This window comes from Noviherbaspirillum album (assembly GCF_035916955.1).
In the GTDB taxonomy this organism is placed as follows: domain Bacteria; phylum Pseudomonadota; class Gammaproteobacteria; order Burkholderiales; family Burkholderiaceae_D; genus Noviherbaspirillum; species Noviherbaspirillum album.
In genome coordinates this window covers 94,727-108,838 of the sequence record NZ_JAWIIV010000006.1, presented here as the reverse complement: position 1 = coordinate 108,838, position 14,112 = coordinate 94,727, and the positions used below count along the sequence as shown (strand labels likewise).

Annotated in this window: 10 protein-coding genes; 3 read left to right on the top strand and 7 right to left on the bottom strand. The window is 59.5% G+C overall.

Translation table 11 applies throughout. From position 1 onward, the window contains the following. Positions 1-219: 219 nt before the first annotated feature. The 4 genes from RY831_RS09420 to RY831_RS09405 all read right to left on the bottom strand — a co-directional run bounded on the left by RY831_RS09420 (position 220) and on the right by RY831_RS09405 (position 6,979). On the bottom strand, positions 220-1,065 hold the full coding sequence (locus RY831_RS09420; RefSeq protein WP_326506080.1) for an OmpA family protein: 846 nt from the start codon (positions 1,063-1,065) through the stop codon (positions 220-222). 53 nt (positions 1,066-1,118) lie between these two features. After that, positions 1,119-2,099, bottom strand: a complete 981-nt coding sequence (tagF, locus tag RY831_RS09415) for a type VI secretion system-associated protein TagF (protein ID WP_326506079.1) — start codon at positions 2,097-2,099, stop codon at positions 1,119-1,121. Positions 2,100-2,131: 32 nt separating this feature from the next. Continuing rightward, the gene (gene tssM, locus RY831_RS09410) at positions 2,132-5,914 is read right to left on the bottom strand and encodes a type VI secretion system membrane subunit TssM (RefSeq protein ID WP_326506078.1); all 3,783 of its coding nucleotides are present in this window, start codon (positions 5,912-5,914) and stop codon (positions 2,132-2,134) included. A 231-nt stretch (positions 5,915-6,145) separates the two neighbouring features. Then, entirely contained in the window at positions 6,146-6,979 is an 834-nt protein-coding gene (locus tag RY831_RS09405) for a M15 family metallopeptidase (protein ID WP_326506207.1), read from the bottom strand. Positions 6,980-7,126: 147 nt separating this feature from the next. Between RY831_RS09405 and RY831_RS09400 the strand changes: the two genes are divergently transcribed. Then, positions 7,127-8,056: a hypothetical protein gene (locus RY831_RS09400; protein WP_326506077.1), complete on the top strand. Its 930-nt coding sequence runs from the start codon at positions 7,127-7,129 to the stop codon at positions 8,054-8,056. Between the two features lie 7 nt (positions 8,057-8,063). Here the strand turns inward: RY831_RS09400 and RY831_RS09395 are convergent, their stop codons facing one another. Beyond that, complete coding sequence (locus tag RY831_RS09395) at positions 8,064-9,455, bottom strand: ATP-binding protein (protein WP_326506076.1); 1,392 nt, start codon at positions 9,453-9,455, stop codon at positions 8,064-8,066. Next, the gene (locus RY831_RS09390; protein ID WP_326506075.1) at positions 9,452-10,171 is read right to left on the bottom strand and encodes a response regulator; all 720 of its coding nucleotides are present in this window, start codon (positions 10,169-10,171) and stop codon (positions 9,452-9,454) included. Before RY831_RS09390 ends, RY831_RS09395 begins: the two co-directional genes overlap by 4 nt. A 238-nt stretch (positions 10,172-10,409) precedes the next feature. Here RY831_RS09390 and RY831_RS09385 point away from each other — a divergent pair, with 238 nt between their 5' ends. Further along, positions 10,410-10,883 (top strand): Spy/CpxP family protein refolding chaperone, encoded by a 474-nt coding sequence (locus RY831_RS09385; RefSeq protein WP_326506074.1) that lies wholly within the window; start codon positions 10,410-10,412, stop codon positions 10,881-10,883. A 121-nt stretch (positions 10,884-11,004) separates the two neighbouring features. Here the strand turns inward: RY831_RS09385 and RY831_RS09380 are convergent, their stop codons facing one another. Further along, the gene (locus tag RY831_RS09380; protein ID WP_326506073.1) at positions 11,005-12,333 is read right to left on the bottom strand and encodes an NAD(P)/FAD-dependent oxidoreductase; all 1,329 of its coding nucleotides are present in this window, start codon (positions 12,331-12,333) and stop codon (positions 11,005-11,007) included. Between the two features lie 367 nt (positions 12,334-12,700). Between RY831_RS09380 and RY831_RS09375 the strand changes: the two genes are divergently transcribed. Next, a complete protein-coding gene (locus RY831_RS09375; protein ID WP_437126241.1) occupies positions 12,701-13,864 on the top strand; it encodes an NAD(P)H-dependent flavin oxidoreductase in 1,164 nt (387 codons plus the stop codon). The last annotated feature ends 248 nt before the right edge of the window (positions 13,865-14,112 follow it).

Sequence of the window (14,112 nt, the reverse complement as noted above, 5' to 3'; positions counted from 1 at the left end):
TGCCGGCGGCGCGTGAAGGAAGACTTTGAATGGCCGGCCTGATCGCGTTCGTCCGGCATTCAACCAATCAGGTCATGATTGAGATATTTTCCGGAATGCGTGGCGCATGCATCCGGAGCGGCCAATGGAAGCATTCAGGTCTGAACTGGAATTTGCTCCAGGTCAGCGGTGAATGTCGTCGAAATATGTCGCCGCTAAGCACCGCTCTAAATGCCTCCGCTACTGCGCTGCACGAAATTCTATCCTGCGGTTCCGTTTCCGTCCGTCTTCAGTCGCATTGTTCGCGATAGGGTGGTCTGCTCCCATGCCGCTCGTGCTGATCAACTCCGTCGCGATCCCCTTTTTGACAAGGTAAGTCTTCACCGAGTCCGCGCGTGCACGTGACAACGCGAGGTTGGACGCCGGATTCCCGACGCTGTCGGTATGCCCAATCACTTCCACTCTGGCGGGAGACATCCTTCTCATCGCATCGGCCATTTCATCAATGATCCTCATTCCAGCCGGAGTAAGCATGGCGCTTCCGTGCTCGAATTCTATGACCCTGCTGTCAAGCGTACGATCCAGCAAAGCTTGGCTGGTGGCGGAAACCCGCAGTCCGTTCTTGAATGCATAGCCATGCTGCAGTGTGGCTGTCATCTGTCTTTCGATCGCCTGACGTGTCGACGCGTCGCTCACCTCGCCGCGGATGGACACCGTCGTCCCCTCGATGGCAAGCGTGCCCTTGGAGATGGACTTGAGCTGCGGGCCAATCAAGGCTTCGACGTTGCTCGTCCAGTTTGGCGGCGCCTGCACTCCACCGACGAGGATCTGGTCGATAATCGGTTGTTCGCCATAGATGCCACGTACACCGGCAATGACCTTCAGCCTGGTCGCTTCATCCGGGACCATGCCGGATACGACAATGCGCGCAGGTACTTGTGAGGATTGAATCACGTCGGTCCCGGCCGCGACGGCTGTTGGCAGTGCCGCAGCGAGAGTTGCTACGACAGAGGCAATGCATCGCATTGAAAGACGGAGCAGAGGCATAAGTATGGAAGCAATTAAGGTGTGGTTGTCAGGTAACAAAGTCAGTGCCGAAGATGGAAAGGCCGGTGCAAATGGAATGCATCTTGGGGTCGCTATCCAAATGCATTTCGAAAGCTGGTGACAAGCTGCAGAGCCGAAAGCTCCTGATGCTCAAGATGGCTGACCAGCGCGGCACAGGATGGATCGGCTGGATCGGTGCGTTCGTTCCAAGGCAATCGCGCGAGGTCGATCAAGGAGTCGTTCGCTGCCTGCTCGTCGAACAGGGATTGGAACATCAATGGTGTCACGCCATTGAAGGCAATAATAAGGCGCGGTTTTCCAAGATGCATGCCCGAAAACAGGCTGAGCTCTACAGCGCTCCCCGTTAGCGAAATCGACACCAGTTGCAGCCAGAAAGCCATGGCATCCATGCGTTCGGCTTCCGCGGAAGGAAGCGGCATGGCAATCGCTTTTTGCGGTTGAGTGCCTGACAGTGTGCGCAAGGGGTGAAGCAGCTTGCCCAGTGTCAAGATCATGCGTGGCAACGTGACGGCATCCATGTCCGGGGCCAGCATCGCGCTCATGCTGGCGACGGATTGTGCCGCAAGATAAGTCGTGCACCGCGATTCTGCGCTCTGTATCTGAAAATCGGAATCCGCCGAATGCGCCATGCGGTTGTTCAGCAATTCAATTAAATTTGGAATGTCCAGCGCTTGGATGGCATGGTGCATCACGTGGCGTCGGCTCTGGCATATCCCGTCCAGCGCCAGCGAACCAAGGCGAAGAAACTGCAGCGGATCGGCAAGCTCGAATGAGGTCGCGGCAACCAATGGAAACCGTCTAGACGAGGCATCCCGGCTTGGTGCCATCGTTCCATGAATTGCATGCTTGCGTTTCATTCCCAGAAACAGGAAGTCGAATGGACCGGCACTATCGAAAGATGCTTTCCAGTCCGGCATTGCCATCAGCAGTTCCATGCCATGTGCAATCCATTGATCCATCAGGCCGATCACCTTTGTGCCCGAAGCACTCTTCACGAAGTCGCTGCGCGACGGAATTTTTCCGAAGTAAAAACTGCTTGAATTAGTCATCATGAACTTGCCTGAGGTTCGCATCGTTGCGGTCTTTATCGTTCTTGCGAATTAGCCTGCGCTGCGGCCACTGTCGCGGGAAGCTGCAATCCCCGCAGCCCGTTCTGATGGTTGCTCCCCGCGGACGGACCCTGGCCGCGCGTGTCGCTGATGAGACTGAATGTCACGGAGACGCTATGCTGGCCTGCGGTCCAGGTGAGCTCGAAGGCGCCGTTGTCCAACTTTTGCCTGCGCGCGGCGTCGATGAGTTTTTCCAGGCCGAACTTGCCGGGGAAGTCCCTGATTTCTACGGGCTGTCCATCGGTTGCCAGTCCGGATATTCGCGCACCCGGCTGGTTGCTTGGGGAGGGCCATACAAAATTGACCCAGTCCTGTTGTCCATTTCGATAGCGCAGGATCTGGCCATCGATTTCAATGGTGTATTCGGACAGGCCCGTGGCTGGCGACGGACGCATCCGGAACTGGGTAACCGGTGTTGCATTGTTTTCGGCTCCCATGCCGGAAGCGGCAGGATTGCCGACATAACGGCCCACGTTCGCGGTAAAGACGGGATTCAACCGGATGCCGATGTCGGCCCAGGTGCGTGCGCTTATGAGATCTCCGCGGCGAGTGACAAGGGGGCCCAGCGGCGACTGCAGGTATTTTGCAATCGCGCCGTCGGGACCGAAGATCCGTGAAATTTCGTCCGGCGTGGCTTCGACCTTCGCTTGAGGGGAAAACGGGTATTTTCCCGCTAGGCCGCGCTGGAATGGATCGAGAACCTGCGCCTTCCATGTCGAGTTCACTTCCACCTCGGTGGGCGCCACGATGACGGCAAACGCTTGCATCAATGGCCTGACCAACAATGGGCGTACGGCAGCACGTTCGCTGTCCGCCATACCGATCAGCATGCTTTCCTCGACATACCTGAGTGTGTCGGAAAGCTCGGAACCACTTCCATCTAGCGTGGCTTGCATCAGCTGCCTGCTGGGCGGCCCGATATCGCCGGAATTCCGGATTTGATTGAAACGTGACCGCACTTTGGAAAGGTGGCCGAGATAGGTGCTTACCAGCGTGGCATTCTGATTGTTGTCGCGCAAGACAGTCAGTTTCGCAATCGATGAAAACTCCTTGCCGATCATCCCCTCCTGAATCTTCGGGGCTTTGTCCGGACTTGCCGGGACCGCGTTGTGCAATTCGGAGGGAGTCTTTCTGAGAATGATGGTGCGAAACCAGTTCATCACGCCGTTGCCCGCGTTCTGCAATCCTTGCTGTGCAAGCGACGGATTATCCCAGGAAGTCTCGGCATGCACGGTCTGCAGCAGAGTCGAGATCGGCGAGGAAGACGTATCGCCAAGCCTGTTCAATGCAGCGATCGCCTCGTCAAGATTTCCGAATTCGGTAACAGTGGCACCCCGGATGAATTTTTTCCATTCTCCGATATATTCCGACTTGTACATACGGGTGAGATCGCGCTCGATCTGTTCGGGACTTCCTTCGAGCGTGAGATCGTTGTTTGCCGCGGTCTTGAGGACCCAGTCGGCAGTCTGCAAAGTCGCATTGCTGGCATCCCGGATCGCTCCGGAGACAAACTTCTCCCATGCTTCCCGGGTGAAGGCGCCCGACACGGTATGGCTTCCCGCAACCCATCGCCGATTTTCGTCACCGACGATGGAGGCGACCGTCCGTGTCGGATAGCGCGTCGAGGCACGCATCTTGATTTCGTTGTAAACGCGCTGCCTCGCAGGCATGCCCTTCATCGTCACACGCAGGTTTTCCCTGACTTGCTCGACCAGTGCGAGCTTGTTCTCGACGATGGGAAAATCCGGTTCGCCGGCCTGCGCAAGGTAAAACCGAATCAATTTTTCCGCGGTGCGAATGATCTGCTCGCGCGACGTGTTTCCTCGATTCGCTTCCAGCCAGTCCCTCCAGAAACGGGTCAACTGGTCTCCGAGATGGCTGGTATCGATCCTGTCGCGATTGGCAAGCATCAGGTAGGTCTTGAGCGCATTGTAGACCGCGTCGGCGTTGCCGGTAGAGGGCTCCGCGTACGGTGTTGATGGCGCGCTTGCTCTTTGGCCTGCACTTTCCGGCGGGGCGTCTTTGTCGGCAGGCTGCCTGTCCGATGCATGGCCCGCGGGGTCGGCCGGGGCACTCGAGGCGGCATGGCGTGCCGCTGCGGCCAGGAACGTCTCGAGGTTTTCGGTCACCGGTGCAAGCATGATCTGCCTCAATCCGGCGAAGTACTCAGTGCGCAGCTTGTGTTCGAGGCGCTCTCCCTGATAAAGGCCGAATCCAAGGGAAAGCGGCTTGTCGTGGCGGTAACGCTGAAGCTGTTCCAGTCGATCCTGCAGTATTTCGAGCGCTTCCAGTCGTGAAGCTAGATCAGTCTGCATTGCCTGCACCTTGACTGACTTGTCCAGATCGGCCTGGATGTTGCTGAGAAGCTGCCGGTTAGCGTGATAAGACCATGTCCATGATGCGATCAACAGGCCGAGCCCAAGGGCGCCGCCGAAGAAGACGGCCTGGCGCAGCCACAGCTTCTTTCGGCTTGCATACTGTCGCACTAGCTGCTTGTCCGTAAATATGACCGATGAAAACAGGTGTTTAAGAAAGAAGCCTGTGCGCGATTCGATGCTGGCAGAAAGCGGACGTCCTTCAGACAGATTGAATTGACGGGCAATGCGAGTTGCGGCGGAATGAGCCGCATTGCCTTCCTGTATGGCGCTGGTGAAATAGAAGCCCCGAAAAATCGGCTTGAACTGGTACGGATTGTCTTCGAACAAGGTGGCAATGAAGCTTCGCAGGTGATGGCGCAATCCTGCAAACTCCAGCGGAAAGCTGAGGACGCCGGGACTGACCGATTGTCCGCGGTGGGCCGACATGCGCGTCGTTCCCAGTTCGCGAAGTCCATCGGACAGATGATCGAAATGCAGGTCGAAACTGCTAACGGCGTTGGCGCTGCCGTCGGCGCTATAGGGGAGGGTGGCGCCCCAGACGCGGCTGCGCTCGTCGTCATTCGCATCCTCGAAAAAATCGACGAAGCCGGCGACCAGATCCATTTTCGTGAAAACGACATAGACCGGAACGAAGAGTTCGAGCCGTTCCGTCAACTCCTGTACGCGCTGGCGCAACTGCTTTGCAAGGGCAATGGTGACATCCGGTTTGGATGACACCAGTTCCGCGATGCTGGCTACGATGACGATACCGTTGACCGGGGCCTTCGGGCGGTATTTCTTCAACAGCCTCAGGAAGCCGAACCACTCGCTGCGGTCTTCGTCCTCGATTGCATAGCGTCCCGCCGTATCGAGCAGGATGCCTTCGGTGGTGAAGAACCAATCGCAATTGCGGGTGCCGCCGATGCCTTGTACCGCGCGTCCGGCCTTGTCCGAGAATGGGAAGTTCAGTCCCGAATGGACAATCGCCGTGCTTTTTCCGGCGGCGGGATTGCCGATCACGATATACCAAGGCAGTTCATAAAGCGCGGCCTTCCCCGAAGTATGGCCCAGCTTCGATTCCTTGATGGTGCGAACCGCTTCCAGCAGTCGCTTGTTCAGCATGTCGATATCGTCTCGCCGGTCGGGCGCAGCATTCCTTGACGCCATTTCAGCCGCTTGCGCGAACAGACCGTCGATCTTGTTGCCGGCACCATGCTGTCGAATCTTCCGGACGAGAGCATAGATGCACCACGAGATCGGAATGATGGCGAGCAGGAGCGAGGTCCAGAGCAGGGGGAGTTGAAAGTAGGCTGCGAAGATCACGATGGCCGCAGCGGCCAAACCAGTGCCAATGATGGACAGGGAAAGAAAGCTGGTCAGGAGGGTGTACAGCTTAGACATGACGGGAATTCCATTACAGCCAAGAATGCAATCGGGCGCGGTACGTGCAACGCGTGTGGTGAAAAGGATAGATAAGGGTCAATGAAGGCAAGGTGTCGCTGGTGTTCAACGAATGCATCCTGCACATGGCAGGTGAGCGGCTCGCAGGCGTTGCCAAAAAATAATTGCAATTATGGTAACGCAAATGATGGCAGGATTGCAACATGGCGTTGCATGCTGGTAACAACAGGTTCATGGAACGGCATGCTTGCGGCGCAGTTCTACGTGACCGAAATCGCGCATCTGCCAGTGCCCGCCCCAAGTAAGTCCAAAAGACTCCGCGTAGGCGCCATAAAGGCGGTAACCCTCCATTGCCCAGGGATCCTTTTCGCTGATGACAAGCCGCCCGTCCCGATAGAAGGCGCTGTCTGCGGCAAGCCCGAACTGGTGATAGCTTTGGAACGCCCCGGCATTCGTGACATGCGGACCGAGTTGCGCCAGCATCCGCTGCCGTTCCGGGCTGCGATAGCCTTCGAGCAGTGCCATTCGGTAGCCATGGTTCTCCATCGCGCGGAAGACCAGCAGCAGTCGCCGCTTGAACTCCGGATCAAGTTTCAGCCACTCCCTGCTGGCTGTTGCCAATTCCATGCGATCGACACTGGCTTCGCGCGTGACAAAGACTTCCGGCGGAAGCGCGGCGGGAGGGACGAGCTGCTCGCCATCAAGAACCGCAGCTACCACAGGGTTCTGCTGCATGGCCAAGTCGTCGAAAGACTGATGAGAGCCGGAGAGGCTACCGAAAGCGATCAGCACGCTAACCGGTGCGGCGAACAGAAGCATGGCGACCGCCACGGTCCGACGCCGTCGCCATACTCTTTCGGCAAAGCGGGCAGATACTGATATCGCCGTACGCCATAATTCACGTGGCGAGCCGACGACGGCTCTGATGCAAATGCCGGTCCATTCAGCACCGAATGATGCGCTGCTGCGGATTCGCTTTTGAATCGAGGTGCGGCGTGTTCGGTCAATGACGTGCCATCCCGCAGCGACAACAACGACGGCGTAGGTAAGGACAAGAAGGAAGATAGGCGTGGCAGTATTCACACAATGCGTCAAAAATTGCAAACAAGACAATATTGTATTGGTAATATTGCCTTTTCGTCACTATATTTGATCGTTATGTCTGCTCCGATGAATGACACGTCACAACCATATCCGGCCGGATCGAAATCGGTGGATCCGAAGAAGGGCAATACCTTCCGCGGGATCGACACCAGCCGGCGAGATACGAACGCGGTTTTCAATGTGCTTGATGCGCTCGAGCCACCTCCCGGCCGGCAACTGCTGCTGCGAGGCGGCATGATGATTCTCGCCGGAGCATTATTTCTCTTTGCGATTGGCTTGCTGGTCAGCCGATATACGGATCTGATACGGCAGCCATCGGCACCGTCGATCCAGCAGGTGTTGGCTGGGCATGTAATGGAAAGGAGTCCCGCACAGGCCGAGCCCGGCAGGGAGCGCAACGCATGGCCCGATGCCTTCGCGGCGGCGGACAAATTCGACGAGCTTCCGGCAATTGCCTCGGCAGCAGGAAATGCTTACGTCGACCCGGTTGTTCCGCGTGTCCCGGTTGTCCCGGTTGCCCCGCTTGTGCAGACGCGGAAACCGCCGCAGGAAGTAGCGCCGCGTGCATTGCGCGTGACCGCACGCAATGCCGCCACGACCGAGACCGTACCTCGAGCACGGGCGCGGGAAGGTGATGCCACCTCACGTCGGGTGCGCCGCGAGTCGAACCGTACGCATGCAAACCGCAAAGCGCGTGCCACCGAAAAGAGCAAGCGCAAGGATGCCGATGTCGATCTGATCGCCGCGCTTCTCACGAGAGCGCCTCAAAAATCGAGCCGTGCGAAAGTAAGCGACACGGCGCCTCCAGCGGTTGCAGGAAACGCGGCGGGATTGCCGGAGTTGCATGCCAGCCTCCGCGGCCCGGCCTCGAATACCGACATCGTTATCCGCACGCCGGCCGACACCACTGAATCCCTGATAAGGCGATGCGGGACGCTAGGCCTGATCGAAGGCCATCTGTGCCGGACGCGCATCTGCTCAGGACTTTGGGAAAAGGATGCCGCATGCCGCACCGGCAATACGGCGACCATCCATTAGAACAGCATCAGGCTCTTGCCGGGCTCGGGGCCGTGCTTGTGGCTGGGACCGAAGCGGCCAAGCCCAGCGGGAGCATCAGTGTCACTTCAAGCCCGTTGCCGTCATGATTGCGCAGCGTGATGCTGCCGCCATGCTGTTCGGCGATATTCCTGGCGATGGTGAGTCCGATGCCTGTTCCCCCGGTATGGCGGGAACGCGAGCTTTCCAGGCGATAGAAGGGCTCGAACACCTTTTCAAGCTGGTCAGGAGGAATGCCCGGCCCCTTGTCGCGGATGCGTATGACGGCGTATCCATCCTGCCGCGCCACGTCGACCTGCGCTTCGACCCCATATTTCACCGCGTTGTCCAGCAGGTTGGTCAAGCAGCGCCGCAAGGCGATCGGCCTGGCCATCAGCGATGCGCCGACGGTGCCATGCACGGTCACGACCTGGCCGGCGTCGGTCGCATCGGCGCAGACGCTGTCGACCAGGGAGTCGATATCGAGGCGCTGCATCGCCTCCGCGGAGTCCATGCTGCGGGCGAGATCGAGCCCTTCGCGCACCATGCCTTGCATCGCCGACAGGTCACTGATCAGCTTGTCGCGGAGTTCGGCATCGTCCACCTTTTCAAGGCGCAGCCGCAGGCGCGTCATGGGCGTCTGCAGATCATGGGTGATGGCGGCCAGTATATGAGCGCGCTGCCGGATATGACCTCGGATCCTCGACTGCATGGCATTGAATGCCGCCGCTGCCTGCCGCAGTTCTGTGGCGCCGCGTTCCGGCAAGGGCGCTCGTTCTATGTCGTTGCCGAGTTCGGTCGCGGCTTCCGCCAGTTGCTTGAGCGGACGCATCGCGGTACGGGCGACCACGGCCGCAACCACCGCTATGCTTGCCAGCAGCAGTGCGGCGTAGGTCTGCAGATCGATGCCGGGTGCCATCGGCGGCGGCCTGGGCGGCAGCACCGAAATCCGCAGCCGCGAACCGTCGTTCAAGGTGACCAGGATGGCTTCGCAATTAAGTCTCTGGTCCGAATTGCGGCGCATGCCGCGGCCCACCAGTGCGCAATCGCTCGGCGCCGCCAGCGTGGAAACGATCCGGTAGTTTTCCGGCAGCCGCTTGTCGAGCATGCCGGCGAGAGCGGAGCGCGGTTCCTTGACGGTTTCGCCGCCGCTGGCGATTTCCGCTCGCATGCCGACGCCGGTGGCGGCGTTGAAAAACGGTTCGCGCAGGTGCGCGGGCACGGTCTCCAGCGACAGCACGAACTGGGCAATTCTTTCCACCGCATGAAAATCGCGAAACTGGCCGATCATGCGCTGGCGTTCCCTGGCGGCCAGCCCGAAGGAAAGCAGGGTGCTGACGACGACGCCGATGAACAGCATCAGAAACACGCGCGTCGTCATTGACTGCAGGAGGTTTCTCATTCCTTGGCGACCTGCGTGGCCAGCACATAGCCCTCGTTGCGCACCGTCTTGATGATCTGCGGCGAACGGGCATCATCACCGAGCTTCTGCCGCAGGCGGCTGATCTGCAGATCGATCGAGCGGTCGAATGGGTCGGCATCGCGTCCCTGCGTCAGGTTGAGCAGGTGATCGCGGCTCAGCACGCGGTTTGCATGGTCCAGGAAGATTTTCAGCAGCCGGTATTCGGCTCCGGACAGCGCGACCACGACACCGGAGGCATTGATCAGGTGGCGCGCGGTGACATCCATGGTCCAGCCGGCAAACTTGATCTGCTGGGTTTCGCTGGACTGCATGTTCGGCGGCAGGGCTTGGGTGCGCCGGAGGACGCTGCGAATGCGGGCGAACAGTTCGCGCGGCTCGAAGGGCTTGGGCACATAATCGTCCGCACCCATTTCCAGGCCGAGGATGCGGTCCACCGGTTCACCGCGTGCGGTGAGCATGATGACGGGCGTCGCGGAATGGCTGCGCAGGTTGCGGCACAAGGTCAGTCCGTCTTCTCCCGGCAGGTTGAGATCGAGGACGATCAGGTCGATGCGGTGGTCCTGCAGGGCTTTCTGCATGGCCTTGCCGTCGCCCGCCGTCACGGCGCGGTAGCCGTTCTTTTCGAGATACTCCGCCAGCAGCGTGCTGATCTCGCGATCGTCGTCGACGATCAGGATTTTCTGTGGATTTTCCATATGCGGATTATGGCAAGTTCGAATGCGTCGATGTGCCGCAATTGTATCGCGCTGTTTCCCTTCCGATGCCTGATACACAGCGATACAAACCGGCTTTTCTTGCGTACTTGCCGCTACAACAAGGCAACGCACGGACATGCCGTCGATACAAGCGGCCGTCACGATGGATGCCGTACCAGGAGCGGAATGCAGCCTGCACTCCGCTCCGGGGCGCCGATCACTTCAGGAAGGAATCACGATGAAACGCACGCACAAATCCCTTATTTCCGCCATGCTCGCAGTTGGCGTCGGCATCGGCTCCGTTTCCCTGGCCGCGCATGCCCAACAGCCTGCGGCTGGCAATGCGCCGGCTGCCGGCAACCACGAACGCTCGCCCGAAAAGATGCGCGAGAGGATGGAAAAACGCCAGGCCGAACTCCGCGAAAAACTCAATCTGAACGCCAACCAGGATACCGCCTGGAAGGCCTATGTCGCGCGGATGCGTCCCGCGGACATGCCGCAGCGTCCGAGTCGTGCCGAGATGGAGACGTTGAGCGTGCCCGAGCGCATGGAAAAAAGACTGGCCTTCATGAAGCATGCCGAGCAGCGCATGACCGAGCGGCTCGCGGCCACGCGCGATTTCTACGCGGTGTTGTCGCCGGAGCAGCAAAAGATATTCAATGACGAATTCAAGGGCCATGGCAGGCATCGCCATCACGGCGGTACCCGCTGAAGCGCACGGAAAGGCGGGAACGTCCGAGCCCTTCATATCCGGCGTGAATGCACGATAACGGTCAAACCACGATCAAGCTACGTTCAAGGCGGGAGAGGCGAAGCTTCTCCCGCCTTTCTTGTCAATGCAGCTTGATGCGCGGATTGCGCACCCAGTTGATGGCTTCCGACCATGTCTGCAGCCAGGTCCGGAACCAGCCGTTGACCGTGATCTGGTGATTCTTGTGGAGCCACCAGTACATCCACTTGGCAATGCTGCCTTCGATGAATACCGACCCCTTCGCGATCGCGCCCATCAGGCTGCCGACCGTGCTGTAGTTGCCCAGGGAAACCAGCGAGCCGTGGTCGCGGTAATGGAATTCGAGCAGCGATTTTCCCTGCAGCATGCGAACGAGCGACTTGCTGAGCGTATTGGCCATCTGGTGCGCCGACTGCGCGCGCGGCGGCACGGTGGATTTGCCGTCCTCCATGGGACAGGCGGCGCAGTCGCCGATGGCGAAGATGGACGAGTCGCGCGTCGTCTGCATGGTCCGATGCACGACCAGCTGGTTGATCCGGTTGGTTTCCAGGCCGCCGAGTTCCTTCATGAAATCGGCGATCTTGATGCCGGCCGCCCATACGACGATGCTGCTCGGTATGAACTTGCCGCTTGCCATCCGCACCCCTTCATGCGTCACCTCGGTGACGCGCTCGTTGGTGTGCACCTCGATGTCCAGTTCCTGCAGTTCGTCGCGAACGGCCGATGACAATCGTTCTGGCAGCGCCTGCAGTATGCGCGGGCCGGCATCCACGATCACGATCTTCAGATCCTTCTCCGGGTCGAAATTGGTCAGCCCGTAGCTGGTGATGATCTTTGCCGTCATGTGCAGTTCGGCCGACAGTTCGACCCCGGTCGCGCCGCCGCCGATGATGGTAACGGTGAAGCGATCCTGGCCCGCGGTCCGCGGTTTCGCCTGGGCGCGGATGCAGGAGTTGATGAGCCGGGTATGAAAGCGCTCCGCGGCTTCCGGAGAGTCGAGCATGATGCTGTGTTCATGCACGCCGGGCGTGTTGAAGTCATTGGTTTGGCTGCCCAGCGCAAGCACGAGGGTGTCATAGGGAATGGACTGGCGGGGAAGGATCTCTTCGCCGTTCTCGTCATAGATAGGCTCAAGCTGTATGAGCTTGGCGGCCCGGTCCAGGCCATCCATGCGTCCGAGCCGGAAGTTGAAATGGTAATTGCGGGCCAGGGCAAGGTACTCCAGTTCATCGGAATGGGTATCGAGCGTGCCGGCGGCCACCTGGTGAAGCAGCGGCTTCCACAGGTGCGTGCGCGAAGCATCGACCAGCGTGATTTCCGCGCGTTTCCTCCTGCCCAGCTTCTTGCCGAGGCGCACCGCGAGCTCAAGGCCCCCGGCGCCGCCGCCGACGATGGTGATTCGGTGAAGCGCTGCGTTTGCTGTCTGATTCAAGCTGTCCTCCATGAAATAGCGATTGGCGGCACCCCGCCTTAAGATTGTCTCGTCCCGTCCGCGCCTCTTCCACTGTCCCTGCAAGCTGACTTGCGCCGCGTTGCGTTACGCATCCTCTTAATGATCGCGATAAGGATGTTGTCATTTATTAAAATGACATTGATACAGCGGTGGAGTTCGCATCGCCAGTCGGGACTTTTGATTCGGGCCCGTATTTCTCGCGGCGTGCCAGGCAGTACTGTTTGGCCACCCGGGAATAGTTGACTGAGATCAAATACTTTGCATTTCCCGTTTGCTACATTCGCTCGGCTTTTTGCTCTTCCATTTGAAACGATCTGACTGGGAAATCGCCGTGCTGCAAACCGAATTGAAACCGCTTCATATCAAGGGAAGGCGCCTGCTTCCCATCGTTCAGGGAGGAATGGGAGTCGGCGTATCCGCGCATCGGCTTGCGGGCAGCGTTGCCGCGCTTGGCGCTGTCGGCACCATTTCCAGCGTCGACCTGCGCAGACATCATCCCGACCTGATGGCACAGACCGGAAAGAGCCGCGACAAATCCCTGATTGACAATGCCAATCTTGTGGCGCTGGACCGGGAAGTCAAGGCGGCGCTGCAGCTTGCCGGCGGGCAGGGCATGGTCGGCGTGAATATCATGCGGGCTGTCGCCGAATATGCCGCCTATGTGCGGCAGGCCTGCGAAAGCGGAGCCCAGGCTGTGGTGGTCGGCGCCGGGCTGCCGCTCGATCTGCCGGAACTCACCGCCGAGCATCCCGGGGTGGCGCTCATGCCCATCCTGTCGGATGCGCGCGGCGTCGCGCTGGTGCTGAAGAAATGGATGCGCAAGAACCGCCTGCCGGACGCCATCGTAATCGAGAATCCCAAGCATGCCGCAGGTCATCTCGGCGCTGCCCGCATCGAGGATGTCGACCAGCCGCATTTCGCTTTCCCGGTGGTCCTCGAATCGACATTGCAAGTGCTGCATGAGCTAGGCCTGGAGCGTGAAAAAATTCCCCTGATCGCCGCCGGCGGCGTCAACAGCCATGAACAGGTGCGGGGATTGCTCGACCTGGGCGCCAGCGCGGTGCAGCTCGGCACCGCGTTTGCCATCACGGAGGAAGGCGATGCGCATTCCAACTTCAAGAAGGTGCTGGCCGAAGCCAAGCCGGAGGACATCGTCACCTTCATGAGCGTGGCCGGGCTGCCGGCACGGGGCGTGCGCACGCCCTGGCTGGCCAACTACCTCGACAAGGAAGAGAAGCTGCAGCGCAAGGCCGGACCGAAGGAATGCACGGTCGGCTTCGATTGCCTGCACCAATGCGGGCTGCGAGACGGCATCGCCAAGGCCGGGCAGTTCTGCATTGACACCCGCCTGGCATTCGCGCTGGAGGGAGACGTCAAGCGCGGCCTGTTCTTTCGCGGTTCCGAACGCCTGCCGTTCGGCAGCGAGATTCGGCCGGTGCGCGAACTAATCGAATTCCTGCTGACCGGAGAGGTCTCGCCAGCCGGTGCCTGGGAACGCGCCGCGGCGTAACTGGGAAACATGGTCATGGTGCGGGTCGCAAGTCTTTATTCGTGATCCGCGCATCAGCATACGTCGCAGGGCATCGCGACGCATGTCATTCTTCATTCCCGCCTTTATTGTTCTTCCGTCATGGCGTCTTGCGATCGGCCCTTGTCCGACTCGCAACGCCGGACGGCTATTGGCGGTAAGGGGCGCATTGCGGCAATCCGGAGCGTTTTGACCTGGATCAAGGTTGCGGCTGACCCTTGCCTCGTACA

Excerpts from the sequence above, each read along its gene's own strand:
- tagF (WP_326506079.1), bottom strand. The coding sequence starts at position 2,099 with ATGATGACTAATTCAAGCAGTTTTTACTTCGGAAAAATTCCGTCGCGC.
- RY831_RS09395 (WP_326506076.1), bottom strand. The coding sequence starts at position 9,455 with ATGAGAAACCTCCTGCAGTCAATGACGACGCGCGTGTTTCTGATGCTG.
- RY831_RS09385 (WP_326506074.1), top strand. The coding sequence starts at position 10,410 with ATGAAACGCACGCACAAATCCCTTATTTCCGCCATGCTCGCAGTTGGC.
- RY831_RS09390 (WP_326506075.1), bottom strand. The coding sequence starts at position 10,171 with ATGGAAAATCCACAGAAAATCCTGATCGTCGACGACGATCGCGAGATC.
- tssM (WP_326506078.1), bottom strand. The coding sequence starts at position 5,914 with ATGTCTAAGCTGTACACCCTCCTGACCAGCTTTCTTTCCCTGTCCATC.